This window comes from Mesorhizobium sp. FG116, assembly GCF_057809835.1.
Window position 1 is genome coordinate 22663 of the sequence record NZ_JBMDKS010000017.1, and the last position, 25769, is coordinate 48431.

Below are 25769 nucleotides of genomic sequence, written 5' to 3' on the forward strand. Positions count from 1 at the left end.
CTCAGGCCGGTATCTCGACATTGTCGATGAGGCGCGTCTTGCCGAGCCATCCGGCAGCGAGAAGACGGCCTTCACGCCCCGGCTGCCATTCACCAAGGGTGAGCGCATCACGCGCCGCGACGTAATCGACACCCTCGAAGCCGGCCTGTTGTATCGCGCGCCGCGCCCGCACCGTTTCGCCGTCGGCGTCGCCATTCTTCGCGATGGCTGCCGCTGTTCCACGCAGGATCTTGTTCAGTTGCCGCGCGACGGCGAGGCCGGCTTCATCGAGATAGGCGTTGCGCGACGACATGGCGAGGCCATGCGCGTCGCGTACCGTGGGCGCGCCGATGATTTCGACGGGGATGTCGAGGTCGCGGCACAATTGGCGCACAACGCAAAGCTGCTGGTAGTCCTTTTCGCCGAAAACGGCCAGATCCGGCGCGGTTTGCAGGAACAGCTTGGTGACGACGGTGGCGACGCCGTCGAAGAAATGCGGGCGGAAATCGGTTTCCAGACCGGCGGAAGGGCCGCCGACGGAAACCTTGCTGGCAAAGCCTGCCGGGTACATCTCGGCAGCGGATGGCGTGAAGGCCAGATGCACGCCGGCATCGGCAAGGCAGGCGAGGTCCTTGGCAAGCTGGCGCGGATATTTGTCGAGGTCTTCGGTCGGTGCGAACTGGGCCGGGTTGACGAAGATGGAAACGATGCAGCGGTCGGCCTTCTCGAGCGCCAGCTTCATCAGCGACACATGGCCCTCATGCAGCGCACCCATCGTCGGCACCATGCCGACGCTCAGCCCCTCGCGTTTCCAGGCCCGCACCGTGGCGCGAAGATCGGTGACGGTCTCGGCGATAGCGGGCTGCGGCATCGTCAGGATTTGTCCTTCGGCTTGAAGACGTGTTCGGCGCTTGGGAATGTCCGCGCCTTGACCTCGGCGGCGTAGCTCATCGCGGCCCGCGAGACCTCGGTGCGCAACTCGGCATATTCCTTGACGAATTTCGGCACGCGGTCGACGGTGAGCCCGATGGCGTCGTCGATCACCAGCACTTGCCCGTCGCACAGCGCGCTTGCGCCGATGCCGATGGTGGGGATGGTAAGCCGCCGCGTGATTTCGGCTGCGACCGGCTCCATCGTTCCCTCGATGACGACGGAAAACGCTCCGGCCTTTTCGACCGCATCGGCGTCCGCAAGCAGGCGCTTGATGCTTTCCTCGGTGCCGCCCTTGATCTTGTAGCCGCCGTCCTTGACCACGGACTGCGGCTGCAGGCCGATATGGGCCATGACCGGGATGCCGTCGGCAACGATGGCTTCGATCTGGCCGGCAACGTCGGTGCCGCCTTCCAGCTTGATGGCGTGGCAGCCGGTTTCCTCGAATATGCGCCGCGCCGACGCGAGCGCCAGGGCGGGCGAGGCCTCGTAGCTGCCCGCAGGCATATCGACGACGACGCAGGCATTGCGCGCGCCGCGCATCACCGCCTGGCCGTGCAGGATCATCATGTCCATCGTCGCGCCGAGCGTGGTCTGGTGGCCGTGCAGCACCATGGCGACGCTGTCGCCGACAAGCAGAAGGTCAACATGCGGGTCGAGTAGGCTGGCGATGGGATAAGTGTAGGCGGTGAGGCATACGATCGGATCGCCACCCTTGCGCCGCCTGATGGCGTCGGTCGATGCTCGTGCGTCGGCGGACATGGCAGATGCCAACTATGCCTCCCTGTCGGTGGGCAGCCTGAATGCTGGCGGAGCATTAGAAACATCGAATGCGCATTGCAAGCCGCTTGCGATGATATGCGCATACGCAAAATGCTTGCCAATGGCGGGTCCTGCAGCCATAAGCAGCACAGCAGGCAGTCGCCCCGCGAGGACTTGAATGAAGACGTTCCTTCTGCAGCTTTTCACCTGGTGGAACAGCCAGACCCTCAACACGCGCTTCCACACCTGGCGGCATGGCCAGCGGGTGGGCGAGGACGAGTTCGGCAACGTCTATTACGAAGGCGGCAAGACGTCTGAGGGCTTTACCCGCCGCTGGGTGATCTACAAGAATTACTCCGAGGCGTCGTCCATTCCGCCGGGCTGGCACGGCTGGATGCATCATCGCGTTGATGTTGCGCCGACCGCGGAGAGCTACAAGCCGCGCGAATGGCAAAAGCCGCATCAGCCGAATCTCACCGGCAGTGCAGCGGCCTATCGCCCCAAGGGTTCCATCCTCGGCGTCCAGCATCGTCCACAGGTGACGGGCGATTATGACGCCTGGACGCCCGGTTCCTGACAAACGGCCGGTCATCACGGCATTTCTTGCCACATTTGGCATTTAGCTGGTTGCCTGACTTTCAACGGCGACTAGCTTTGGCGATGACGAATCATCGCGGGCGCAACCTTCGGTATTTCTGCATGAGGATTTTCGGCCGATATTCGACTGGCGCAGCCGCAGCCGCCGCTGCGGTTCTTGCCATGACGGCAGGCACCGCAATTGCGCAGGAGGCCCCTGCTGCTCCACAGGAGAAGGCCGCCGTCGAGCGGGTGAAGAACCCTGTGGCCGAGTTTGCCGGGCTGGACAAGATCACCGGCCGCATCATCAGTTTCGACGTCTACATCAATGAGACGGTGCAGTTCGGCGCGCTGCAGGTGACGCCGCGTGTCTGCTATTCGCGCCCGGAAGCCGAAGCGCCGAAGACGGATTCCTTCGTCGAGGTGGACGAGATCACGCTCGACCGCAAGATCCGGCGCATCTTCACCGGCTGGATGTTCGCCGAAAGCCCCGGCCTCAACGCCGTCGAACACGCCGTCTACGACGTGTGGCTGAAAGGCTGCAAACAGAAGTCTGACGTGCCGGCCCCGGATGCCGCAAAGACGAACTGAGGTCTTCCAGCATAGGTTCCGTGCCTTCGGTTGAAGGTGATTGTGTCAGCGCACTTCTAACCGCGTCCTGAGCTGAGCGGCTTGTGTTTCGCTCACCTTTAACAAGGTTTCACAATACATTCCGGCGCATTCACCATTTCGCCATAACCGGTTTACATCGCCTTGATATGATTGAACTTTTCAGCTGTGGTGGAGCGGTTCAATGGCAATTGCGCAAATGAACTGGGGCAGGATGAAGTACCCTGCCGACGATCCGCGATTGAAAGAGTTTCTGGATAGCCTTCAAGAGGTCTATCGGCTCGCAGAGACCCATCCCGGTTTTCTATGGAGGATTCCCGACGAGACGATCGCCGCGCAGCTCAAGACGGCCGGTTTCGACAATCGCATTTCGGCGACTGTTTCTCTTTGGCGCAGTGTGGCCGACCTCCAGGACTATACGTTCAAATCGCTTCATGGCGTTTACCTGAAGCGAACGTCTGAATGGTTTGAACCCGTCGAGGGGCCACAACTGGTCGTTTGGGACGTCGAAGACGATGCCAGGCCGAGCTTCTTCGAAGCGTGGGAGCGGCTGCAGCATCTCAAGCAGAATGGACCTTCGGAATGCGGATATGGCTGGAAAACTTAGCGGATTTTGAGGGTCGTTTCTGCCGTCAACGAACACGTTGATTTTCAACTATCGGCAACCCTTTGGCGAAACGCTTCAGATCAGCAACAGCCCTTTCATCGATGCGTGGCCCTTCTTGCCGATGATGATGTGGTCGTGAACGGCAATGCCCAGCCTCTTGCCGCTCTCGATGATTTCCTTGGTCATGTCGATGTCGGCCCGCGAGGGCGTCGGGTCGCCAGAAGGATGGTTGTGAACCAGTATGATCGCCGTTGCAGACAGTTCCAGCGCCCGCCGGATCACTTCGCGCGGATAAACCGGCGTATGATCGACCGTTCCGGTCTGCTGGACCTCGTCGGCGATGATGGCGTTCTTCTTGTCGAGGAACAGGATGCGGATGTGTTTCCTGCCTCCTGTTTCTATTGCGATTTCAAATAGTTGGAGGAAGCGTCCCCCAAACGTCCCTTAGGCGTCCCCTATGGTCTGTTCTTCGTCCGTTTCGCCATGCGCAATTCTGCAACGCGATTGGTCTGCTCCAGCGTGCCGCGGTTGTATCGAGCGCTAGTCTGCCGGTTCTTATGGCCGGCAGATTTCATGACGTCGGTCTCTGCAGCGCCAAGGTCGTAGGCCTCTGTGATGGCTCCGGCACGCGCGTCCATGTTCCAGACGGTGTTGGGCACGCCGGCCTTGTTGGCGATCTTCCGCCAGCGTTCGGTGAACTTCCGATGCTTGTACGGCTCGCCTGTCGACTCCGCTAGTATCATTGGGCCGACCCGTTTCTCCTGCGGCACGCGAGCGATCTCTTCCAAGACCATCGGATGCAGTTTCAGATCGTGCTCTACTTCGAAGCCTGTCTTTGTGTGGACCTTCCGCAGCACCATGTCCGGGCCGATGTCGGACCAAACCATGCCATTGGTCCATCGCGTGTCCTTATGGACGATGCCGCCCTTCGTATCGCGTGCCGGTTCCCATTCGCCGATGACATCCTTCTGGCGCATGGCAAGCTCGAATTGGAGCACCGTAGCCAGAGCGATCGACGGCCAGCCTCCCGCATGAGCGGTCGTGCGGATGGCATCGACGTGCGCGGCCGTCATGATGGATTTGCGGGCCGGTGGTGTCTTGAATCGGATCTTCGACAGGATAGTGTCGGCGCGGAAACAATCGTCATAGCCGAGTGTCACACCGTACCCGATTAGCTGCCGCACCGAGTCCATACAATGCTTTGCGCGCCACGGACGGGGAGGGGAGTCCGGCTCGTCTGGAGCCTTCGGCTCGCCCCACTGCCGGTGCCAGCGCTTAAAGTCAGGGCCTAACAGCTTACCGATCTGGCGGGAGCCAACGGTGCGCTCGATGATGACAAGGCACTTGGTGACGTTCTCGCGGCTGTTCCATTTCATCGTCCTATAGGGCGAATCCTCATTGGTCTGGAACACGCGCGAAAGGCTCGTCAGCGTGCCGTCATATCCAGGCGCAACGTTTCCGTCACGCGCCGCCCATGCAAGCATTTCCGCCTGCATGATGTGGCATTTGGCAGACAGTGCCTGCCGGCCATCTGGCGTGTCGGGGTAGTGCAGGCGGATGCTGGACGGCCGAAAGCCGCGCTTGGCCAAGTCGGCCCGCGCTTCCCAATATTCGCGGACCGTGCCGTCCTTGTTCTTTTTTCGCTTCAGGCCCGGAAACGCTAGGTCCAATTTTCTGCTCCATCGGCCGTGCTAGGCAGGACAGATTGGCTCAGACCGTGCCGCCTGTCCAGAAATGACCGGACGGCAGGCCAATACCTGCAGCCAGTCATAGGGTCGATGCGTGGCAAGCCCTCGCGCTCCCAGACGGCCGCAATGGCCTCCCAGCGGCCTTTTGCGCCACTGCCAAGCACCCGGTGTGCGATGCACGCTTCTGACAGGTAAAGGGCGCTGTTATCGTTGTCGGCGCGCATCAGGCGGCCATCCGTGATTGTCCCAAGTACGGCAGCATTATTGCCACAGCACTCTCACACCCAACCCTATGTTTGACCATGAGCGCGTCAGCGAGAGCTTGAATGGCTTGCCAGTATTCAAGCACAATGTCTCGTGTGCGGTATTCCAGGTTTTTCCAGCTGGTGCGGCGGCCCGCCATAGTATTCAGTTCTTTGAACACTCGGTCAGCGCACTCATAGTCAGAGTCGCATCCGCCGCTAAAGAGTGCAGTGGCTGGCATACTTCTTTTCGACGTGACGCCGAGAGACGCGGCGGCTGCGAAAGGGCCAGCCAAGTCTATAACGATCTGCCATTCTGCCCGTAACATGGCAGCGTGGCGGTATTCCTCGGTTATTAAATTCCCTTCCGGGAAGCCGGTTGCATTGTAGAATCCAGCGCCCTGAACGCAGCCTAAGCAATCGCAGCGCCGGCCTCGCCGGTCCTTGTGCGGACCTCGGGCGCTGGGGCGGATACGTATGGAATCGAACGCATAGTCATTCTGATAGAAGGCCCTGCTCGCAAGCAGCTTGGCAAGGGCATGGCCAGCCTCGTGTCTGGCGGTGTGGATCCATTCCGGGTCAGAAATCGGCGGATTCGGATACATGCTGTCTCCCCCTTTTCGGGCGCACGAAAGCCCCCGCCAAAAGGGCAGGTGGCAAGTTCAGTTGTTGGTGAAGACCCATTTAGCAGTCGACTCGGATTGCCAAGTCAAGGGCGATCACAGAATGTCTAGCGTCGGCGGCCTTTGCAAGTGCCCCGCCGCCATTGCTGACGACGGGGCTGCCTTCGTGGTTGTTGATTGGGTGGCTTTACCTGCCCGAAGACCGCCGACTTATGAAGTCACGAAGGAAGCTTTCAGCGTCCTCGTGTTCGGTATGGAAACCTTCCTGACGTAACATTTCGTTCCATACTTCAGTGTCCGGCGCATCTTCACAAAGCTCTTCTGCCGCCGTAATTAGCGACTGATCAACGGTCTTGGCGGACTCTGCCATCTTTCGATTGTGTTTCGCAGCTTCGGCATTGCGGGTATCATCGGGAAATTCGCGAGCCTTCTGCTCCCTCCACTCAGCCTGGCCTAGAAAAACTTCCGCAAGAGTATATTGGTCCATAAACATCACTCCTCTTCGCCGGCACGCAGCCGAACGTTTCAATATGCCTGCCGAAAGACAAGCGGTCGGGTGCGCCAGTTAGGCGCGTTTAGGTCGATGAAAAGGCCGCATAGGGTTACGAGCGGCGAAGATCCCATTGAAGGGATTTGAGCTGGCCTCGAAAGGCTGCGAGGCCTTCATATGGATCGACTCTTTTCATCTTGTCAATGGAGCCCCTGGCCGGGATCGAACCGGCATCAGATCCAGTTACGGTTTCGGAGGTAGAAGCTCCGGCCGATACAGGGGCAATAGTTTAGGCGCGGTGCGTCAGCTTGAAAATCAAAGCCGCCAGCACGTCTTCGAGCCGCTGGCAAAGCTCAAGCATCTCGCCTGTCGCGGTCTGCATCTGCCGGCGGTTCTGTCTGCGGCGAGCGTGGAGTTCGATGTTGGTCATGGCCACGTTTCGACGATCTCCCTGGCGCGCACGTTGGCGATGTTCAGCAAGAATCCGCAAACGTCCCTCATGTCGGATTCGCCCTGCAGGTAACTTGCGGCGAGGACTAGCGAACAAAGTTCTGCGGTGGCGTTTTCGATGTCGATCGGCTTGGCCGGCGCTTCAAGTTTGACGTGCGCGTTCATTATCTGATCTCCCCGAAATACAATCCACGGTCATCCATCTGGGGCGCAGTGTTTTCCTCGGTGTCGACGTCTGGCTCGAAGTCGCAGCATTCCTCGCGATCGTCGGAACCGCCTGCCGTAAAACCGCGGTATTCGACGGGGCTGCACCAACCCAAGCTTGGCTCCTCGTCGGGATCCGGTTCGGTGGCGTCGAGCAGGTCAATAAGGTTCTGGATCGCCCTCTCGATTTTATGTCGCGGCACGCCATGGGCGGCGGTGCGAAGGTCCATTGCGGTCATTAGTGTTGCTCCTCTTGAATAATTATCAAGTAGAGTTGTTATAAATTCAATTTCGACGAATGTCAAGCACAGTTGATAAAAAATCAATTTCAGGCTATTTTTGCCCCATGATAACGCCAGAACAAATCAAGGGTGCCCGAGCAATGCTTGGCATGACCCAAGCTGCCCTTGCGAAGGCATCTGGCATATCCACGACTGGGTTGAACAACATCGAGAAGGGCAACGCTGACCCGAAGGCATCCACGCTGCGCGCCATTGAAAGTGCCCTATCCGAAGCCGGCGTCATCTTCATTGCCAGCAACGGCGACGGGCCGGGCGTGCGGTTGAAACGATGACTTCAAGACGGCCTACAACGCGCCAAATCAAGGCCGCCAGAGCGCTGCTGCGGTGGTCGCAGGAAACTCTGGCATTAAGCGCCGGTGTGGCGCCCACCACTCTTAAGCGCCTCGAAGCCATCGACGGAGAGCTAGCCGGTACGCCTGCCATTCAGGACAAAATCGTGAGAGCTTTGGAAGAAGCCGGTATCGAACTTATGGATCACAGTGGCGTGCGACACAGAAAAGATTGAGCTTTTTTGTAACCCTACACCGCCATCTGCGACACTGAGCCGCGAAATCATTGATTTTAAAATAGAAACACCTATCTCCATAATGTAGAATGGAGAATAGAAATCATGATGAAAGCGCGGTTAGAAAAACCAGAAAATAGACATGAACGTGCAGATAGAATTGCTCGTGAACACATTGCTGAAGAACGCAGGCGACGTGACGAAAAAACTGCCAGACTCCGCGAAATGCGTCTGAAGATTGAGAGGATGGCGGCATGAGGACTATAGGGTATAAAGATTTGGGTTGCCCGGTAGTGGCCGGCCAGTACCCCTACAATACAATTCTTGTCGACGTTGGCGCCTCGCAAATATCGGAGTGGGACAGCGATCCTCAGCTGCGGTTTGCGCTCGTTCATACATACGACAATCGCTACGCGATGGAGCCGCTTGTAACGTGAATTTACCCTAGTTTCGCAAACTGCCTGTCCCGCGCTCACCAAGTCCCAAAGACCGGGCCGCTACCTGGCTTGCATTATTTAATTTCGAACCTACATTGAGATCATACGCTTCACCTGACCACGGATGTACTGGCAGGAAGAGGCATCCAGGCCGGAGCTACACTTAGCCCGGCCTTTTCCCCGGCCCTGATCTGCGCTTCGTTTGCTCCGCCTATTCGTGGCGTTGAGCATCGTGATGATTGGATTAGGGCCGGGGTATTCGGCTTGACCATAGCGAATTCTGCAGTTGTCTTCTGGCCCAACGCCGCTCGCTACAAGGGCAATGAATGCTGACTGATAACTCTAGCGCACTCTTCGCCACAGGCGTATATTTAGTCGCCGCTAATCCTCACCCGTCCGCGGCACGGCTCGGTCGCACTCCCCCAAGCAGACGCGGCCGAGCCAACCCCACGAAAGTCTAATAGAACCAACTCTCTGCTGAGCGCAGCTTGGTCTGGGTTAATGTGAATGGAAGCGCCTAACGTGAGCACCATAAAGGTTCAGTATGAGTGCCCCTTATGTGGCTCCACTGGCGTAGACTTACCAGAGAAATTCACGGACGATTCCATCGCCTCATGTCCCAATTCGAATTGTGACGCCGCATTCGGCCGGTGGGGCGATATAAAGGATCGCACCCGACGAGCGGTAGCCCAAGTGGTGACCGAGAAGCTTCGAAGCATACCAAGCGGCATTACTACGATCCATTAATGCGCCTAAACGGTCTAGCCCCTCCGAGTAATACACGCATACCCATCGCATCCTGTAATATTCGGCGCCGCTAAACTTACCTTGGCGACAGGCTCGGCCTGCTCTTCCCTCCAAGCTTTGGGCGGGCCGAGCCACCGACTCAGCGGCAAGATTAAGAACGCATATCATCCGCCCAGTTGTGCAAACCACGCTACCAAGCTGATGAGTATATAAAAGGCAGCAATAGCACCCAACATCAGCCAGATCATAAATGCGACCTGAGTAGGCTTGCTAAAGGTTCTTGATGGCGCAATTTCTATTTCTTTTGGCACCCCATTTTCCGCGCGTACGCTTAGCACGTTTGGTACTGCGGTTCCGATGGTCAGTAAATTTAATGTAAGTGTCTCTTTCGGCGCCAGATTGTCGAACCGGACGATCAATCGGTTGTCAGGATTGGAATCCTTTGTGTAATGCCGTTGGGGCCACAATGATAAGCTGTCTGGCTCGAAGTTCAGAGTTACCTCAACCCCTTTGGCCGCCAACCTACCGACGTTCGTAAAGAGAATTGCCGAAGTGTAGACCATCGTATTTGTCTGACCGCCATTTTGTTGGGGTTCCCGATTTGGTACCTTATGTGCAAACCCATGCTGAATGCCCCAGCGCACTTTGGCACGTCCTTGAACTACCCAGAATATAAGCGCGGCCAGTAAGGTCAGCCCGAAAGATACGAACTGAACACTATAAGCCGCCCAAACACCGCTCAGAATAGCGCTCATCGACTCCCCCCATATTTGCATTCCTAAGAATGCCAGCGTCAGAGTGAAGTCTAGAAGCTAGGCCCTTGCGTCGGCAAATATCCCCTTAATCTTTACCCTCGGGATTGAAGCAAGACTAACTACCGCCTCAAATCCCTCCACCCGCGCGGCCGATCGTGCAGCGCGTTCAGCGCCTCGACCAACGCATCCTGCAGCTCGCTGAGCGCATCATAATGCGCCTTAAACGGCGTTAGCTGCGCCTGTGCGGCGCTAATCTCGCCACGCAATAGTCCGGCCTGCCGCTCGATGCGCTCAAGCGTTATTGTGTAGATTGAATCGCGTCGTTTTGCTCGTGCCATGGAACAAAATAGGAACATATTCCTTGGGGAGTCAATGGGTGCTGGACAGCGAGGGGCAAGAGGGAAATGATGCTCTGATGGGGGAATCGATGCCGACTTGGGTAAAGCCTTGGCTCTGTTTGAGTGCTCTCGCAGTTGGCATTTTTCTAAGTATTCGCCCCGTTTTCCAGCTTCTTGAGAATGCGTTGCAAAACGGCATCTCTCCAAGTGGTGCCACGTTGATTGCTGCAATTCTCGGTTTCAGCGCAGTCGCTTGGCAGACGCGTCAAGGCTTTAAGAACATCGTAAAATCACAAGATAACCAAGCAAGGCTGGATCGGGAGTCTCGTGAAGATCAGTCGAGAATTGCGCACCAACATAAATTGGATGACTGGAATCATGAGAAAAGGGCACTTGCTGCCTCGCTTTGTGGTGAATTAAGCGCAGCGGCCACGCGTCTTTTCAATACTCGTCCTATTTTGTCTATTCAGAAACTAGTTTACCAGCAAATCGGGGATGCGGTTCCGTCCCAACCAGTGCGTGTTGCTAGTTATTTGTCATCATCAGAACCGCGAATATTTGCAGCGAACGCTGCCAGAATTGGTGTATTGGGGCCGTCTATAGCGTCTGATGTGGTCGAAATGTATCAGATATTGCTTTGGTCTGGAGAGGTGCCGGCCGCAACAACACTGACCGGCACGCAAATATCAAAATTGTTTGAAGCGCAGTTAGAAGCTTTAGATGATTGGATACAGGATCAACACCACGTTAATTTGCGACTTCTGTCACTATACGGATCTCAGGAAGATCCCGGTCCCCTGTATTTCGAACGTCAAAAGCGAAAGAAGTCTGGTGTAGCCTAGCCATCACCCAAGCTTCACATTTGACTTCTGCGCCTTGCGAACGCCGTCGACAATGCGCGCCTGCATCTCGCGATTGGTTCTATCCAGACCTGCCTGCAGCCTCGCCACAGCCGCAGCATCCGCGCCGCGGGCGTCGATGTGGTAGACCGGCGCGAAGGTGGTGCCGCCAGACGGGCTTTGCGCGCCTCTCGGCAACACAACTTCGCCCTTTTGCAATATTGCCGGTACCTCGTCGGGCTTCAGTCCTGCAATACCGCCGCTGTGGTAGCGCGGTGCGCCCGCGAAGACGCTCGGCGAGAACGACCGACCGTGCCCATACCCCGACGAACCGGCCACACCGCCTTTGTGTAGGATGCCCGGTATGATCTTACCGCCGAACAGCCCCCCGCCACCTGAACCGCCCTTGCCGAACCCGTCAAAAAGGCCGTCCAGCGCCATGTCGAGTAGCTTGTCGCCAATCTTACCCAAAGCCCCGGCCAATGCATCCGCGGCCGATTTGCCGTCCAGCAAATCATGGATAAAGCCGCCCATGACGTCCTTGCCCAGATCGCGCATTTCTTCCGCAGTCTGGCGGGCTTTATCCTGGCTTTCCGCAAGCTGCTCTGCCGCAAAGCTGGCGTTGGCATAGCCCGTCGCAAGTTCGTCGATCCTGGCTTTAAGTTCGGGCGTGACGGCGACGCCGGCCTTCTGCGCAGCCGTTAGCAAGTCTTGCTTTGCGCGCGCTTTCTCGATGGCAAAGCCGTAGTCGTCAATCAGCGGATTGATGCCGGCCATTGCCGCCGTTTCGGCCTGGATGGCTGCAGTGCGCTCCTTGATCTGCTCGATTTCGCGCTGGAATTCGTCCTTGCGGTCGCGAGAGCCTCGGGCACGACCGCCGCCGCGGCCGCCCTTACTTGCGCCCGAGGGCGGGGCGAAATCGTTGACTGACACCTGCTTTTTAACTGTTGGAAGCGGCCCAAGCGGATTGAATGGAACCTGCCTGTTGACGGCGTTTCGCGCCGACTCTGGGTCGACAACACCGCCGCCAGTCATTGCGGCACGCAGCGTGTTCGCTTTGGCAATCAGACCGTCAAGTTGCGCCTGCGCCTCAGACGTATCGATCGCCATTTCCTTATTGGCGTTGATACGGTCTTCCAGAATTTTTATCTGGCGCTCAAGGTCTTTAAGGTTCTTCTCGGCCTCCAGCGTCTCGACCGCGACTGGCTTGCCAACGGTCAACTCGGTGCCGGTAACAAACTCCGCGAAGCGCTCCATGATGGAAGACTTGTTGATTTCGTCGAAGAAACTCTGCAACTCGCTTTTGGCGTCGCGGATCTTCGCAATGAAGCTGGACACGTCGAAATCAGCGATAGCCTCGGCGGCATTGTTGATGCCGCCAGCAAAGCGCTCGCTCGCGCCGGTCGAATTGTTGAACTCGCGGGCGACGTTGATAATCGCGGTGCTCATATTGCCAACCGCCTGCGCAACCGTAAATTCCGCGCCTTTCACCTTTTCTTCCAGCATCGGAGCGCCGGCCTCAAAGGCGCGGAAAAATGCCTGCGATGAGATTTCACCATCGACCACCAGTTGCCGAAGTTTGGCAACGGAACCTCCCGCCTCCTTCAATCCGGCTGCGGCTGCCTGCGCAATAGGCAACGCGCCTTCCAATATGGAATTGAATTCCTCGGCGCGTACAGTGCCGGAGCCTAACGCTTGAGAAAGCTGCAACAACGCGCCGCTGGATTCCGCAGCCGACTTGCCCGACACCCGTAGCGCCACGGCAATCTTGTCCGTAAAACCGAGCAGCTCCTCGCCGGAGATGCCAAGTTCTTTCTGAACTAAGGCTGCGCGGCCATAAAGCTCGGTAAGCGCCTCAATCGGCGCGGCATTTCTCGTGGCACTATCACGAAGGCGGTTGTAGACCTTCTCCAGCGCCTCGCCGGAAAGGCCAGCAACCTTCAGCGAGTTATCAATGCGTGTCGCTGCGTCCGAAAAGCGAACAGCCTCACGCGCAAAAGCGCCGCCAGCCAATATGCCAACAAGCCCTTTGCCAACGCCAATAAATGACGTGGTGAGGCCCTTGTTCATCTTGGCAAACCGACCTTCGATCGACTTGGCCTGCTTGATGGTTACGCCCATGGCGCGATTCAGGGCGGTCTCGTAGCGCTTTATATCTGCACTCAGGCTGACGACGAGTTTCTCGACATCAACGGCCATCACGTGTCTCCGTCCATATGCGAAGCAATTCGATGGCGTCGGCTAGTCTATCTGTTTCAGCCACCCACAATCCCAGCGCGACCGTGAGGAGCGCGTCGGCGGTAGTTTCGGGGTCAATGCCAAGCGCGGCACATGCGCCGGCCACGCGCTCGCCCGCGGCGTGCGCAATGTCGTAAAAGTCCATGTGATTTCCTATATGTACCCGACTACAGGGGCGGTTTGCGCAAAATCCTATTTGCGGTGAATTGCTAGTTGCGAGGCGCGGGTGGTCTTGGCCCAAACGGCAAAAATTGCCGACCCATCCCCGGTCGTGGCAGTGGTAGCTAGGAAAAATTCTTCGCGGGGGCGATGATGCCGGAATGGCTGGCTAATCTATTCTCACTGTCGCGCGAGATAAGCTCAAAGGTCGCCTTGCCGATCTGCGTTACACTAGGCTTGGTGCTCTTCCTGCCGAACAACTATGCACAGACGCTGGGCATAGACCAATTTCGGGATTCGTACCGTACATGGGTGGGAGTGCTTTTCTTGCTCTCCGCCACAGCGCTTATCTCGAATCTGCTTTGGGCAGTCGGAAGGTTCATCAAGCCATGGGCTAAGCAGTGGCTGTACATTCGTGCCAACAGAAGTTCGCTTCACAACCTCACTGAGGACGAGAAGGTAATCCTGAGGCGCTTCATCATCGATGGGGAATCGTCGGTAGGTGCTGCCATCACAAGCGGCCCAATCAACCTACTAGAGAGAAAGACCGTCGTGTTGCGTGCCTCAAATCTAGCGGCTCACCACACAACATTCATGTACGTCATGCAGCCATGGGCGCGTGAGTATCTAGAGAAAAATCAGAACCTTTTGACGTAACGCCCAAACCCACACTCTTACCTGATGCTCTTCCGGCGATTGCAGGGTCCATTCGCGACACCCCCTCAACATTTGAATTGAGGAAATGCGTGTTTTGGAACCCCACCGGTCCCGTAACAGCGATTGCGCCAGAGACTGAGACACCCCCTAGGGATGCCCGAATACGCGATCGCACTCCGAAACCGCAGCCGATCGCACAGCACGAACGTTAATCGCTCGTGGCTTGCCGCTGCTTTCGTCTACGTCGTACCGAACTAGGTCACCGCGATATGGCGCGCACCGGCAATCGCGCGCACTGAAATACAGGTGCGAGCCGTCCGCATCGATGAAACCGAAGCGGCCAGTAAACGAGATAACGCGACCCGTCAGCATGACAGCCCCCGCGCGCGCATAGCTGCCTCGGCCTTCGCGCGAACGCGGCGTGCCGCGGCGCTGGCGTTGGAACGGGCAATACTAACGTCGGACTGCGGATAGGCTGGCCAGGTAACAGCGGAGATCTCCATCAATTCGGCTTCCAGAATCGTGCGTTCTGGGAGGGCGTCATAGTCTTCAGGCTCCTGCCACTCCTCCTTTTTCACTCGGAATCCGAAAGACATGCCGTGAACATCTGTGCGTGAGATCGCGGAAATCGCACGCGCAGCGTCGGGGTTGTTCTCGTCCAGATCGGCGGAAAACCAAAGACCAATGCGGCTGTCACGCAATTTCAGCGTGCCAGAAGTGGTGCGTGCGAGCGGCTGGTTATGGTCGTGCCCCCACAGGAGCACGATATCCGTAAGCGACTTAAAGGCACCGGGCGCGATCCGCTCAACAAAGGCGCCGCCAATCGTCGTCGGCTCGCCGTAGCGGATGGCCCATCCACTGACCGCTCTATTTTCCGCCATTCTTGGCTATCCTCTTTTCCGCAGCAGCAAGACGCAGACGCTGTGCGATCAACTCAGGTGAATCGCTGCGCGTTGTGTACCCGCCATCGCCGGGCAACTTAACCAGCCGTGCGCCCGATCCCTTGCGGCGCTTGTCTGCATATTCTCGCCGCTCACTCTGCATAGCCAGCCTCCCGTGCCGCGCGCAGCCAGCGCTGCAAGTGACCATCTTGCCGATCGCCGCAGAAAGTCGGTTGAAGCGGCGTTAAGCTCGTCCAAGCCACGTCGTTGGCGACGAAATCATCCACCAGCGCCTCGTATTCATCGCGTGCTTCCGCCAGTGACTCGACGGCTGCGACCATGGCTTTGACGCGACGGGCATACTCATGGTGGCTGGCAGCAACAACAGCAGTAGAGGCGCGACCACGGGCGTCTGCGAGGCGCTGCCGGAGCACAATCTGCGCCGATTCAATGTCGGCGATCTCTTTCCGAATTTCCGCAACGCGACGGCGGTTGAGCGACTTGGCGCCAGGTTCGTCGCCAAGCAGTTCCGCAATGGCGGGGCTGATGTCGCGGCTTGTATCGGCGGCGATTTCCTTCTCGACGGCGCGCTTTTCCCGCTCAAGATCCGATTGCCGCGATGTCAATTCCGCCTGCTTTTGCAGCAGGTCGGCGTAGGTTGTGTCCACTTCCGCCAGCGACGGAACGCGGAAAGACCCGGTCGTAGCCGTGGGTTTCTTACCGATCATGGTTTTCTCCAAAAAGTGCGTGCAGGCAGTCGACCAAGGCCGCGCCGCTGATGATGGTGGATTTGCGATGACCGCTGTCACGCCAATGCGTTGCAAGGGCGCCGACCGGAACGAAACGTGCGACCTTGCCGTCGCGCTGGATCGCTACTTCTGGCCAGGTCGCGACGATCTCGATCTTGTCGCGGCGAAGAATGTCAGCATCGCCGTGGATGCTGATGTCCGCGAATACCTCGAGCGCATCGCCCGCTGTGCGATCGATGCTGGCGGGTGCGCCATCGAGGTTGGCGCCACCAGGCACGAGGGCGCGATAGGCCACAACGGTGTCGGCAATGGCGCGGAGCGGTGCATCGACGCTGCAGCCCAGCACGATGTCGATGACGTGTTCGGGATCGAGTTCCGGGGAGCGGCCGGGCGCACCGGCAGGCAGGCGACCGTCTTCAGTTAAGGCGCGGGCCACGGCCTTTGCGCGCGGCGGATCGAAGCCGATATGACGCACGAGCGCGTCGACGGCCTCCTGTGTGGTAGGCATCGAGAATCCTTTCGATTTTCGAAGTTTTCGATTGTGAAGGATAAAAAGAAAGCACCGCTTAGGCGGTGCGTGGTGCTAGGGCGTAAGCATAGAATTTACGTATGCTTACATGCGTATACGGTTTTTCTGGCCACGATTTGGCACATAGCGCTATTCGCCATATAAATGGCCGATAACGCGCGATGGTTACTTATGGTATAGTTTACCGCTCATGCGGCTTGTCGCGTTTCTGGCGCATCTATGGCCGAAAGCGCCCAAGTTCCCGCAGCTATCATCGCCTGCTTTCCGCGCCGATCGGCGTAACCGCCGCGAGCGCCGTGCATCTCGCCCACGCCGGACAGTGTGGCGCCGGACAGAATCGCCTCGATAGTGACAAACACGTCGTCGGGCATTTCCGGCATATCCGGCTCGTCGACAGGCCGAACATCACCACGGCTTTTGCCGGGACGGGCCTTGCCGACCGTCTCAATCAGAGAGCCGTACAACGCGGCCACACCGCTTGTGCAGCGCGTGAATCGGCACAGTGGCGACGACGGATATTCCCCCCGTTGCCTCTGCACCTTTATCGCGAACCCGGCAGCGTTGTGCCAGCCACGCAATGAAACCGCCTCTGGCTCCGCATCGCCAAGGCGCGGTTGGACGGAAGGTAGCGCAAGATACGAACCAGCATCGAACGCCGGTTCGACAGGGCCGCGGGGCTTGCCGTCCTTACGGCGATCAAGACGCTTTAGTCCTGGCTCGCGATTTTCGTTGTCCGCCGCCGGCAACATCCGCCGAGCAACAAGCCACAAAGCCGCAGCAAGACGAGCGTCATGCTTTTTGAGCCACGTCCATGCCGGCCGGGTGCCGCGGTAGCGCAGCCGGGGCTTTGGCGGCGTGTTATCGTTCGCTGCGATCAGCTTCGTCGCAGCGCCGGTTGCCTTACGGCGTGCGTCGGCCGTGCGAGCAATGCCGCAGTCGGCCACTTTGATCGGATGGTTCATCGTTTCCCTTGTAGTGATTGCCGCTCGTAGTCGGCGCACCGCTCCATTGTTGGAGTCGGCTAGTTGGCCATTTGGCAGTTCTTGCCGCGCGGTGCGGACATGGTGGAAATAGGGGTCGAGTAGGCAAAATGAGAAGGCCACCCCAAAAATATTTCTGGCCCGGCCAAATTCGCAATTTTGTGGATGCGAACTTTTTCTTACCCCGCCGGTCTGTGGGAAGACACTGAACAGGATCTGACCTAGCCCTACCTCCGGCTGCGCAGACATGACGAAAAGTTACCGAATGAAACAAATCTGTGATACTCTACATTCGTACTCGTCGTTAGAAAAAAAGGAGAACCACGATGAAGGACGCTGAATGGGTAAAACCCGGCATTATGGGAGCAGTAGTCGGCGCTATCGGGATTGCGGTAGTCGGGTTTTCGTGGGGCGGTTGGGTTACAGGGGGGACCGCCCAGAAGATGGCCGAAGACGCCAGCGTTCAAGCAGTGGTTGGCGTGATGACGCCATACTGCGTCGCTCAATCGAAGAGTGCGCCGAATGCCGCTGAGGTTTTAGCTGCGCTCGAAGCCGCCAAATCTTACGAACGGCGCGGCATCATTGAAAACGCCGGTTGGGCAACGCCCCTCGGGAAAGAAAAACCCAACGACAAGCTGGCTGTCGCGTGCAGTACCGCGCTCGCCTCTACCTAAAGAGACATACGGCGGCGGCTTCACGGCCGCCGTCGATATCAGCCCTTAAGCGCCTGCATTTCCGGCGTCTCAGGGCGCGGTCCTCTTGCGCCCATAACCCTAAATTACCTCATTGGAACACTTTTTGAAAACCTGCGGGATTTAACACTTGCCTGCACTACCGGTCCGCGGAAATGAAACGCGGAAAGGATCCGACCCAGCCCCCCTTAGACAGGCCGTTGATCGTACAGGCTTCGAGGCGTATTATCATACGTGAGGGAAACGCCGTGCCTTTCATTTGCATTCAACAACCCGATGGACTTTGGGCCGTATGGGACAAGACGGCGGACGAACCGGCCACGTTGGACGGGAAGCCGTTAATCGGTCTCGCCGAGATAAGGGCGCGTGCCGCGCGTAAGATGCTGTCGAAGATTCGTACGGCGCAGAAGGCGAACCCACCTAAACGATAACCGTCCCATTTCGATACATATATTAACTTAAGTCAGTGGCACGAGGGTTGCATGTGTCTCTCCAGTTATTTGGAGAGACACATGCGCATCACTTCCCAACCCGCAAAACGAGACGGCTGGCCAAAGGAACTTTTCGACAGGCCGCTCGCCGCTGAAGACGTTGTGGCGGATTCCGACGGCGTGACGATCACCCTGATCGTGAGGGACATTTATAGCAAAGGCTCGAACCAGCGCTACACGATCACGATGAACTTCGATGATTTGGCGACAATTCTTGGCGATGAGCAGCTGCTTCAGGCTGCGGAATAGCATCGTCATTCGCCGGCCGCAGGTCGGGCCGTTGCCTGTAAAACTCTTGCCACGAGATGCGCCTGCCACGGTGGGTGGTGGGTTGCGGTTCCTTGTCGGTGGTGTCGGTCATGTGGGGCTCCTTGCGTACCGTACGGCGGTCCCTATAGAAAAAGGGTACGCACGTACGGTATGATGATCTTCCCATTGACGGGGTGTGTTGAACACACACACCCGTCAACAGTTTGGTTTTTAATATGTGCGCACTGTCACCGGTACGCGATTTAAGTTATTGAATAACAATGCTTTTATCACCCTTCCGTACCTTCTTTCCGGGCACGGTACGACCCACCGCGCTTGCGCCTGTGGTTGCTGACAAGGCTGGTTACCGCTTTTGAGCGCACTTCCTCTTCATGAACTGCTTTTCCAGCCTCGGCGGCCGCGTCATTCCCCTTTTTTGTCAGCTTCCAGACACCCAAATCGTACGAAATGTGCTGCGAGCGTTTGAGCCTGTCAGTGATGGTCTGAGCACGCCGCTTTGCAGTGTCGCCTTCACCAAGATCAAGGAATTCGCCAAGCTCTCGCAACGATCTGGCACCATTTTGCCTGATAGCCAGCAACATGCGCTGATCCTCGCGAGTAGCAGCATGGGCACGGGCGGCAATTTCGGACTCACCCACGACCACGGCGCGCACGGTGGGAATTTCGCGGCCTCGGCTATCGACAAGCACGGGTACTGTGATTGCTGGTAGGTCGAATGTGATGGCTCGGAAATCAGGCCCACGAAACTTGCCCTGCCAATGCAGTTCTGCGCTTCGCTCGCCCTTCTTCGACAGCGATAGATTGCCGTCCACCTCATTTAGAAAGGCGCCCCCGCCACGAGGAAGCAGATTGTCAGCGGCCGCGTTCTTGATTGGGTGGCTGGCCGCAATCACGGACGGACGGCAGTCCATGCGCGTCAGCGTACGCAGCAGGCGCGCATACGCGCCCATCTCGACATTCGAGTTCTCGTCTGTGCCGGGGAAGTAGGCCGCGGTCGTGTCGACGAATATTGCGGCCACTCCACCCAGCCGTTCGACGTCCTTTTCAATGCGCTGCGCAAATTCCGAGATCGAGAAAACACCCTCGACGAAATGCGCATCAATGCCAGATGGCGCGACGCCAAGTTCGTGGCATAGGCCGATCCACCGCATTCGCACGTCGTCGGGGTTTTCCCCGGCGAAGTAAAGGATACGCCCCTGCTTTACTTCCTGCCCAGCCAGCGGCGCACCAAGGGCGATGCACGATGCCATCAATAGTGCGACCGCGGTCTTGCCGGATCCAGTCTGGCCCGTAATCGAGTATAGAAATCCGGACTGAAGGATGCCGTCGACAAGATAGTCCGGAGGCGTAAACCCCTGCACGAACTGCGCACTGGTCAAAATGCCGGGGAAGGTTGCCGCGTCCTTGGCTGGGCGTATGTTGTCATTCGCCGGAGGCTGCAGCTTTGCGGATATCCGCGCGGCAAACTTGGCAGCCTTGACACTCGTCTCTACATGCTGCGCACCAAAGCGCCCCCACAAGCGTGCGAAGTCGGTACGGGCAGCATCTTCCGTGGCATATCGATCGAGCCAGTTGCCCGTCGCAGACATGAACAGCGCGGCCGCCACATCCACCGGAAGGCCATCGAATGCGAGCTTTTCCACAACGCGCGCTGCATGAGCCGAACGATCGCCGACATCGTTTGCCGAGAGCAATCGAGCCGCGTCCGGCGATACCTCAACGCCATCGACATCGGGCAACTCCCCAAGTTCGACAGCGGTAGTTCTTGCGGCGCCACTGGCACGACCTGCCACCGCGAGCGCCAAGGCGGTCGGATCGGTCAAGGTGCCGTCCCAAGGTGCTGCAACAATGACGGTTGACGGTGTCTCCGGGCGGCCACGCTCAAGCTTCTTTCGGTTCGGCCAGTTAAGTGTGCCGGGCACGCGCCAGACGTGCGCAACGTCGGACGTCCCGTGATCCGAGCCTGTGACCACTTTTAGGTTACGAGCTATTTCCTTCGCTAAGCTCGGGGCAATCGGTCTGTCAAAAAGCCACATGGGTTGAAAGTTGCCAGGCGACGTCTCGATCACATAGTTCGGATCGATGGGATACACGCCGCTGTTATGTCCCGTGTCGGCGTCCATATCAGCCACAAGTCCAAGCACGGCCAGGACGTCTTGCTCACCGCCACGCTGGCCGCGTTCAAGGTTGCGGCGCATGACTTGGAGGCCGGTGTACACGTTAACATGCGGTGTTTCGAGGTGCGCTTCTATTGCGGCTATCATGCCATCGACGTCGCCCACGCGGTGGTGCGTTATGGTGCCCTTGTCTTTGGGCAGGCTGGCGTTGAAGGCTGAAACAACGAGCACGCCGTCGATGCCGGTTGCCAGCTTGTGGATCATCTCGACATGAGAGCGGATGGGATTGGTGGCGATGTCGGTGTTAGGCTGCGCAGTTGCGTTCATAGGCGCATGGCTCCTTCAGTTCCGCCATGGCGGCTTCTACGATCGTGTTGACGGCATCCTCGGAGAACGTGACGACCCTCGCGCCACCTGCTTGCGGCGCATAAACACGATAGGTCCCGTCTTGCTTCCGATGCAGTCGGGCGTTGAAAATTTTGATATCTTCGTTGATGGCGACGTTGAACGTCGCCACAGCAGCCCCGCCCGGTGGGCACGGCCTGATACTGAAAACGCGCATGGCGTTCTCTCCTTATTGTAAAGTTAGGTAAGGGACGTCACCTCATAGCGAGGGACGTCAGCCAATCAATTCAATGGTTTGTCAAAGAATGCGGAACTGTTCGCGCTGCTCGAAGGCCATCGCGGTCTTGCAGTAGGCGAGCACCTGCGTCCATGAAGCCAGCACCTCGCGGCCCTTAAGGTCGCTGAGCACCATGCGCTGAGCCGCGGCGGCGATGATTTTGAGATCGAGCGCCACCGCAGGGCCGATGCCCTTGACCTCCTGCAACAGGTTAACCGGTGCGCCAAGCACTTCGGCCAGCGTGCCGAAGCGGGCAAGCAGCGCCTTGGCGATGGGCTTGGTATCCGCGCGCGGGATCAGCCGGAAAAGCAGAAGTTCGAGCAGTTCATAATCGGGCAGGGCACCGTGTCCGGCACTGGCGAAGCGCTCACGCAGCCGGTCGCGATGGCCGAGATAGTGCGGCTTTTCCTCGACCGCCTTGGCTTTGCCAAGTGAAATTGCCGGCTGCTCCGCGAGGAAACCGCGCGCGTCGTCGTGATTGTCGTCCATATGCCCCCGCACAGAACACTGCCTGGCGGAATCGCCGCCCTGCTGAGGATACTATGCCGGCAGGCCAGGGCGATCGAGACCTTTGGGGGAGAGCGTAAAGATTTCGCAGCCGGTCTCGGTGACGCCGATCGTGTGCTCGTACTGCGCAGACAACGAACGGTCGCGCGTCACCGCCGTCCAGCCGTCCGACAGAACCTTCACGTGCGCCCGGCCGAGATTGATCATCGGCTCGACCGTGAAGATCATGCCTGCGCGCATTTCCACGCCTTCGCTGGAATTGCCGTAGTGGAGAATATTGGGCGCGTCGTGGAAGAGCTGGCCGACGCCGTGGCCGCAGAAGTCACGCACGACCGAGCAACGCTCGCCCTCGGCAAAGCTCTGGATGGCTGCGCCGATGGCGCCAGTGCGCACGCCAGGCTTGATGACGGCGATGCCGCGCATCAGGCATTCATGCGTGACTTCCAGCAGGCGCTCGGAGGCGCGCTTGATCTGGCCGACAGGGTACATGCGGCTGGAATCGCCGTGCCAGCCGTCGAGGATGTAGGTGACGTCGATGTTGACGATGTCGCCTTCGCGCAACGGCTTGTCGTCAGGAATGCCGTGGCAGACGACGTGGTTGATCGAGGTGCACGACGATTTGGTGTAGCCGCGATAGTTCAGCGTGGCCGGAATGGCGCCGTGGTCCATGCCGAACTCGAACACGAAGCGGTCGATGGCGTTGGTGGTGACGCCGGGATGGACCCTGTCCACAAGTTCGTCCAGGCAACGCGCGGTCAGGTCGCAGGCCTTGCGCATACCGGCGAAGCCTTCCGCGCCATAGAGGCGGATCTGGCCGGTGTTTCTGAGCGGTGCGGTTTCGGCGTCGAGATAGGTAATCATGGGCTTCGGGCGAAAGGTGGGATGGTGGCAATTGCCCCATCATGTGACACCGATTGCGCCCTTCTTCAACCTTTCGTGTAGGTAGAAGTCGCCGAAAGCTCAGCTTTCGCCAGCGTGTGGTTTGGACCAAACCGCATTGGCGACACAATTGCGCGGCACAGCAGTGGCCACAAAGCGTCGTTCATTGGCAGGTTTTCACACCAGTCGCGCGCTCAAAATTCGAAGAGGCATGAAATGCATAAGCTGCAATTCGCGGTGCCGGTTCGCATTTCGCCATCTGCAGGCGAGCCCGTCGAGGAAATCTACAGCGTCGAGCAGGCGCTGGATTTCCTGCAAGGCTGGCCGGTGGGACGGCAGGGACCGATTTACCAATTGGCGTTTGACGCCTGCTTTGGCGCCAGCGTTGACATCGCTTCGACCGAAGAAGCCTGCAAGGCATTCACAGCTTTTTGCCGGGTCAGCGGCTTGCTGGCCAAGGACATGATGCTGCCGGAAACGGGCAGGCAAGGCATTGCAACGCGCCTGAACTAGGCAGGAACAGGGGCCTCGCTTCAGCCCTGAAAACTAGCGCGGTGATCGATAAAAATTTAATAAAAACAGTATCTTATTTAAGATTTATCTTCCTGTTAATATTAATTTTCCGGCGATCAGAATCACCAAGTTTCGCTTCCAACCAGTGTTGGAAAGCAGCGAACGGTGCGCGAGAAGCGATTCAGTCTCATGTTGGAACCTACGGACCTTTGGGCCGTATGGGATTCCCTTGATGAGACGCCGGCGGTGTTCGGCGACCGGGTGCTGGCGGGCATGAACGAAGCCGAGGCGCTCTCGGCCTGTGACGTGCTGAACGGCATCCATGAGCACCGCCGCTGGCCGCGCACCGGAGGCTACGTGCCGGAAGCGTTTCGCAGGCCGCCGCCACCCCCGCCGCCGCCGGTTCGGCGGCCGCCACCGGAGAGGGTGCGTCTCGAAGTTGCGCTGGAGCCGGAAGTGATCGCCAAGTTCATGGCGATCGGGCCGGGCTGGCAGGCGCGCATGAACGACGTGCTGAAAGAGGCGAAGATCTAGCCTTGGAATTCGGCGGCAACTTTACTTGAGGTAAATTAAGTTGCTTTCCATTATCGTTTGGCTACTCTTGCCGCAGGCGTTCGTGCCTCAGCATGACAACGGGAGAGCCTTATCATGTCACGCAAGACTATCCTCAAGTTCGGCAAGGTGGAGAATGCCGATCCCAATGACCTGCCCGGCTGGAAGGTTATCGAGGGAAAGCCGACGATGAAGACAGCCGTCCAGCACACCACTGCGGACGGCAAGGTGCTTTCGGGAACCTGGCAGGCAACGCCGGGCACCTATCACGCCACCTACACCGACTATGAATTCGTGCACATGATTTCGGGCCGCATCATCATTACGCCCGATGGCGGCGAACCGGTCGAAGTTGGCGCAGGCGATGCTTTCGTGGTGGAAGCCGATTTCAAGGGCACCTGGAAAATCATCGAGCCGGTGACGAAACACTTCGTCGTTGCGCTGGGCTGAAGCCCATCTGCCTGATGCAGGAAGCCATGGGGCCGACGTCGTTGCGGCCCCATGGCGCTTGCGGGTCTGTTGAACTTTAGCTTCATAAGCGTCGGCGCGTTTGCAATTTCCGCGCCGTCAGGATATGGCTAAATCATTCGAAACAGTGGCGTTTCCAAGTTGAGCTGCGCATCAGGTGCGCGCGGCTTGTGAAAGGCTACGCCGACTTGGAACCGCATGATGGATAGCGTGTTTTCTCATGGTCGGTAATTCCTGGCGCATCGGTGCTCTGTTTTCCCGCAGCGGCGTAACGGCTGCGGCGGAAATCGCCGAGGCCAACGGGACGCTGCTTGCGACTGAGGAAATCAACGCATCCGGCGGTGTGCTGGGACGGCCGCTGGAGCCGGTTTTCCACGATCCTGGCTGTTCGGCGGAGCAGTATCGCGATCTTGCCGTGCGACTGCTCACCAAGGAAAACATCAAGACGATTTTCGGCTGCTACATGTCCACGGCGCGCAAGTCGGTGCTGCCCGAAATCGAGGCCTATCGCGGCCTTCTGTTTTACCCGACCTTCTATGAGGGGTTTGAATACTCCAAGCGCTGCTTCTACACGGGCTCGTCCTCGAACCAGAACGCCGTGCAGCTTGCCCGCTACCTGATCGAGAACTTCGGCACCAGGATCCTTCTGGTCGGCTCCAACTACGTCTTTCCGTACGAATACAATCGCGTCGTCACCGACCTGGTGGTGCGGGCAAACAGCAGCATCGTCGCCGAGCTCTATGTGCCGGTAGATCCGGTGCGCAAGGATTTCGACCGTGTTATCAAGCAGATACGCAATCTCAAGCCGGACGTGGTCGTCTCTACCGTCGTCGGGACAGGCGCGATCATGCTCTACGAGGCCTACAAGGAAGCGGGCTTCGATTCGAGCGTCGTGCCGATCGCCAGCCTGACCACGACCGAAGCCGAAGTGGCGCAGATGTCGCCGGAAGTCGTTGCGGGTCATCTGACCTCCGCGTCGTTTTTCGAAACGCTCGACACGCCGCAGGCGAAAAAGTTTGTCGCCGCCTTCAAGAAGCGGTTCGGCGCCGATGCGCCGGTAACGGCCAGCGCCGAGGCTGCCTATTTCCAGGTTCATCTCTACGCCAAGGCATTGGCGTTGGCGGGCACGGACGATCCCGACATGATCGCTGCGCGCCTGCCCGGACTGGAGTTCGATGCGCCGCAGGGGCCGGTCAGGATCGATCCGGATAACCATCACACCGAACTGTGGTCGAGCATCGGGCGCATCAACGATGCGGGCAAGTTCGACATTGTGTGGCGGTCGGAAACGCGGATCAAACCGGACCCGTATTTCGTAACGACATCGCTGAATGATTGGAAAGTATCGCATCACCGGCCAAGACAACAAGCTTAGCGGGCTC

At 58.3% G+C, this 25769-nt stretch carries 31 protein-coding genes, 1 tRNA gene and 2 pseudogenes; 13 read left to right on the top strand and 21 right to left on the bottom strand.

Annotated features, from left to right (window positions below):
- Window position 1: 1 nt before the first annotated feature.
- Window positions 2-850: a pantoate--beta-alanine ligase gene (panC, locus tag ACODTY_RS14315; RefSeq protein WP_488994925.1), complete on the bottom strand. Its 849-nt coding sequence runs from the start codon at window positions 848-850 to the stop codon at window positions 2-4.
- A 2-nt stretch (window positions 851-852) separates the two neighbouring features.
- Window positions 853-1671: a 3-methyl-2-oxobutanoate hydroxymethyltransferase gene (gene panB / locus ACODTY_RS14320; RefSeq protein WP_488995011.1), complete on the bottom strand. Its 819-nt coding sequence runs from the start codon at window positions 1669-1671 to the stop codon at window positions 853-855.
- Window positions 1672-1849: 178 nt separating this feature from the next.
- On the opposite strand from panB, the gene ACODTY_RS14325 reads away from it, so the two are divergent.
- From ACODTY_RS14325 to ACODTY_RS14335, 3 genes are all read left to right on the top strand, one after another.
- The gene (locus ACODTY_RS14325) at window positions 1850-2248 is read left to right on the top strand and encodes an NADH:ubiquinone oxidoreductase subunit NDUFA12 (RefSeq protein ID WP_488994926.1); all 399 of its coding nucleotides are present in this window, start codon (window positions 1850-1852) and stop codon (window positions 2246-2248) included.
- Window positions 2249-2370: 122 nt separating this feature from the next.
- Entirely contained in the window at window positions 2371-2838 is a 468-nt protein-coding gene (locus ACODTY_RS14330) for a DUF2155 domain-containing protein (RefSeq protein WP_488994927.1), read from the top strand.
- Window positions 2839-3040: 202 nt separating this feature from the next.
- Window positions 3041-3463: a DUF3291 domain-containing protein gene (locus ACODTY_RS14335; protein ID WP_488994928.1), complete on the top strand. Its 423-nt coding sequence runs from the start codon at window positions 3041-3043 to the stop codon at window positions 3461-3463.
- A gap of 75 nt (window positions 3464-3538) precedes the next feature.
- On the opposite strand, the pseudogene ACODTY_RS14340 reads toward ACODTY_RS14335, so the two are convergent.
- The 8 genes and pseudogenes from ACODTY_RS14340 to ACODTY_RS14375 form a co-directional block, all read right to left on the bottom strand.
- Window positions 3539-3850: pseudogene (locus ACODTY_RS14340) on the bottom strand (JAB domain-containing protein); the annotation flags it as partial.
- A gap of 68 nt (window positions 3851-3918) precedes the next feature.
- A complete protein-coding gene (locus tag ACODTY_RS14345; protein ID WP_488994929.1) occupies window positions 3919-5133 on the bottom strand; it encodes an integrase in 1215 nt (404 codons plus the stop codon).
- A 241-nt stretch (window positions 5134-5374) separates the two neighbouring features.
- Entirely contained in the window at window positions 5375-5998 is a 624-nt protein-coding gene (locus ACODTY_RS14350; RefSeq protein WP_488994930.1) for a hypothetical protein, read from the bottom strand.
- 205 nt (window positions 5999-6203) lie between these two features.
- Entirely contained in the window at window positions 6204-6503 is a 300-nt protein-coding gene (locus ACODTY_RS14355) for a hypothetical protein (RefSeq protein ID WP_488994931.1), read from the bottom strand.
- Window positions 6504-6710: 207 nt separating this feature from the next.
- Window positions 6711-6789: transfer RNA gene (locus ACODTY_RS14360), tRNA-OTHER, on the bottom strand.
- Window positions 6790-6795: 6 nt separating this feature from the next.
- The gene (locus ACODTY_RS14365; RefSeq protein ID WP_488994932.1) at window positions 6796-6936 is read right to left on the bottom strand and encodes a hypothetical protein; all 141 of its coding nucleotides are present in this window, start codon (window positions 6934-6936) and stop codon (window positions 6796-6798) included.
- Window positions 6933-7121 carry a hypothetical protein gene (locus tag ACODTY_RS14370; RefSeq protein WP_488994933.1) on the bottom strand — a complete coding sequence of 63 codons (189 nt, stop codon included), beginning with the start codon at window positions 7119-7121 and terminating at the stop codon, window positions 6933-6935. Before ACODTY_RS14370 ends, ACODTY_RS14365 begins: the two co-directional genes overlap by 4 nt.
- Entirely contained in the window at window positions 7121-7399 is a 279-nt protein-coding gene (locus tag ACODTY_RS14375) for a hypothetical protein (RefSeq protein WP_488994934.1), read from the bottom strand. Before ACODTY_RS14375 ends, ACODTY_RS14370 begins: the two co-directional genes overlap by 1 nt.
- A 107-nt stretch (window positions 7400-7506) precedes the next feature.
- On the opposite strand from ACODTY_RS14375, the gene ACODTY_RS14380 reads away from it, so the two are divergent.
- Complete coding sequence (locus ACODTY_RS14380) at window positions 7507-7734, top strand: helix-turn-helix transcriptional regulator (RefSeq protein ID WP_488995012.1); 228 nt, start codon at window positions 7507-7509, stop codon at window positions 7732-7734.
- Between the two features lie 338 nt (window positions 7735-8072).
- Window positions 8073-8225 carry a hypothetical protein gene (locus tag ACODTY_RS14385; protein WP_488994935.1) on the top strand — a complete coding sequence of 51 codons (153 nt, stop codon included), beginning with the start codon at window positions 8073-8075 and terminating at the stop codon, window positions 8223-8225.
- A gap of 1090 nt (window positions 8226-9315) precedes the next feature.
- Here ACODTY_RS14385 and ACODTY_RS14390 read toward each other — a convergent pair.
- A complete protein-coding gene (locus ACODTY_RS14390) occupies window positions 9316-9906 on the bottom strand; it encodes a hypothetical protein (RefSeq protein ID WP_488994936.1) in 591 nt (196 codons plus the stop codon).
- 376 nt (window positions 9907-10282) lie between these two features.
- Between ACODTY_RS14390 and ACODTY_RS14395 the strand changes: the two genes are divergently transcribed.
- Window positions 10283-11086: a hypothetical protein gene (locus ACODTY_RS14395; RefSeq protein WP_488994937.1), complete on the top strand. Its 804-nt coding sequence runs from the start codon at window positions 10283-10285 to the stop codon at window positions 11084-11086.
- Window positions 11087-11089: 3 nt separating this feature from the next.
- Here ACODTY_RS14395 and ACODTY_RS14400 read toward each other — a convergent pair whose 3' ends face one another.
- A complete protein-coding gene (locus ACODTY_RS14400) occupies window positions 11090-13282 on the bottom strand; it encodes a tape measure protein (RefSeq protein ID WP_488994938.1) in 2193 nt (730 codons plus the stop codon).
- Window positions 13272-13466: a hypothetical protein gene (locus ACODTY_RS14405; protein WP_488994939.1), complete on the bottom strand. Its 195-nt coding sequence runs from the start codon at window positions 13464-13466 to the stop codon at window positions 13272-13274. The genes ACODTY_RS14400 and ACODTY_RS14405 overlap by 11 nt, the downstream gene beginning before the upstream one ends.
- 167 nt (window positions 13467-13633) lie before the next feature.
- On the opposite strand from ACODTY_RS14405, the gene ACODTY_RS14410 reads away from it, so the two are divergent.
- A complete protein-coding gene (locus ACODTY_RS14410) occupies window positions 13634-14137 on the top strand; it encodes a super-infection exclusion protein B (protein ID WP_488994940.1) in 504 nt (167 codons plus the stop codon).
- Window positions 14138-14502: 365 nt separating this feature from the next.
- On the opposite strand, the gene ACODTY_RS14415 is transcribed toward ACODTY_RS14410, so the two are convergent.
- The 4 genes from ACODTY_RS14415 to ACODTY_RS14430 form a co-directional block, all read right to left on the bottom strand.
- Window positions 14503-15018, bottom strand: a complete 516-nt coding sequence (locus ACODTY_RS14415; protein ID WP_488994941.1) for an HK97 family phage prohead protease — start codon at window positions 15016-15018, stop codon at window positions 14503-14505.
- A gap of 152 nt (window positions 15019-15170) precedes the next feature.
- Entirely contained in the window at window positions 15171-15758 is a 588-nt protein-coding gene (locus ACODTY_RS14420; RefSeq protein WP_488994942.1) for a hypothetical protein, read from the bottom strand.
- On the bottom strand, window positions 15736-16275 hold the full coding sequence (locus tag ACODTY_RS14425; protein ID WP_488994943.1) for a hypothetical protein: 540 nt from the start codon (window positions 16273-16275) through the stop codon (window positions 15736-15738). The genes ACODTY_RS14420 and ACODTY_RS14425 overlap by 23 nt, the downstream gene beginning before the upstream one ends.
- A gap of 209 nt (window positions 16276-16484) precedes the next feature.
- Entirely contained in the window at window positions 16485-17525 is a 1041-nt protein-coding gene (locus tag ACODTY_RS14430; protein ID WP_488994944.1) for a hypothetical protein, read from the bottom strand.
- Window positions 17526-17602: 77 nt separating this feature from the next.
- Between ACODTY_RS14430 and ACODTY_RS14435 the strand changes: the two genes are divergently transcribed.
- Both ACODTY_RS14435 and ACODTY_RS14440 read left to right on the top strand, forming a co-directional pair.
- A complete protein-coding gene (locus ACODTY_RS14435; RefSeq protein WP_488994945.1) occupies window positions 17603-17950 on the top strand; it encodes a hypothetical protein in 348 nt (115 codons plus the stop codon).
- A 530-nt stretch (window positions 17951-18480) separates the two neighbouring features.
- Entirely contained in the window at window positions 18481-18708 is a 228-nt protein-coding gene (locus ACODTY_RS14440) for a hypothetical protein (protein ID WP_488994946.1), read from the top strand.
- A gap of 290 nt (window positions 18709-18998) precedes the next feature.
- On the opposite strand, the gene ACODTY_RS14445 is transcribed toward ACODTY_RS14440, so the two are convergent.
- The 4 genes and pseudogenes from ACODTY_RS14445 to map form a co-directional block, all read right to left on the bottom strand.
- Complete coding sequence (locus ACODTY_RS14445; RefSeq protein ID WP_488994947.1) at window positions 18999-21110, bottom strand: AAA family ATPase; 2112 nt, start codon at window positions 21108-21110, stop codon at window positions 18999-19001.
- 40 nt (window positions 21111-21150) lie between these two features.
- Window positions 21151-21363 carry a hypothetical protein gene (locus tag ACODTY_RS14450; RefSeq protein ID WP_488994948.1) on the bottom strand — a complete coding sequence of 71 codons (213 nt, stop codon included), beginning with the start codon at window positions 21361-21363 and terminating at the stop codon, window positions 21151-21153.
- 129 nt (window positions 21364-21492) lie between these two features.
- Window positions 21493-21957: pseudogene (locus tag ACODTY_RS14455) on the bottom strand (UPF0758 domain-containing protein); the annotation flags it as partial.
- Window positions 21958-22008: 51 nt separating this feature from the next.
- A complete protein-coding gene (gene map / locus ACODTY_RS14460; protein WP_488994949.1) occupies window positions 22009-22836 on the bottom strand; it encodes a type I methionyl aminopeptidase in 828 nt (275 codons plus the stop codon).
- Between the two features lie 267 nt (window positions 22837-23103).
- Between map and ACODTY_RS14465 the strand changes: the two genes are divergently transcribed.
- From ACODTY_RS14465 to ACODTY_RS14480, 4 genes are all read left to right on the top strand, one after another.
- Entirely contained in the window at window positions 23104-23367 is a 264-nt protein-coding gene (locus ACODTY_RS14465) for a DUF982 domain-containing protein (protein ID WP_488995013.1), read from the top strand.
- Between the two features lie 189 nt (window positions 23368-23556).
- The gene (locus ACODTY_RS14470; protein ID WP_488994950.1) at window positions 23557-23901 is read left to right on the top strand and encodes a BrnA antitoxin family protein; all 345 of its coding nucleotides are present in this window, start codon (window positions 23557-23559) and stop codon (window positions 23899-23901) included.
- A gap of 114 nt (window positions 23902-24015) precedes the next feature.
- The gene (locus tag ACODTY_RS14475) at window positions 24016-24369 is read left to right on the top strand and encodes a cupin domain-containing protein (RefSeq protein ID WP_488994951.1); all 354 of its coding nucleotides are present in this window, start codon (window positions 24016-24018) and stop codon (window positions 24367-24369) included.
- 238 nt (window positions 24370-24607) lie between these two features.
- Complete coding sequence (locus ACODTY_RS14480; protein ID WP_488994952.1) at window positions 24608-25762, top strand: transporter substrate-binding domain-containing protein; 1155 nt, start codon at window positions 24608-24610, stop codon at window positions 25760-25762.
- Window positions 25763-25769 lie beyond the last annotated feature (7 nt).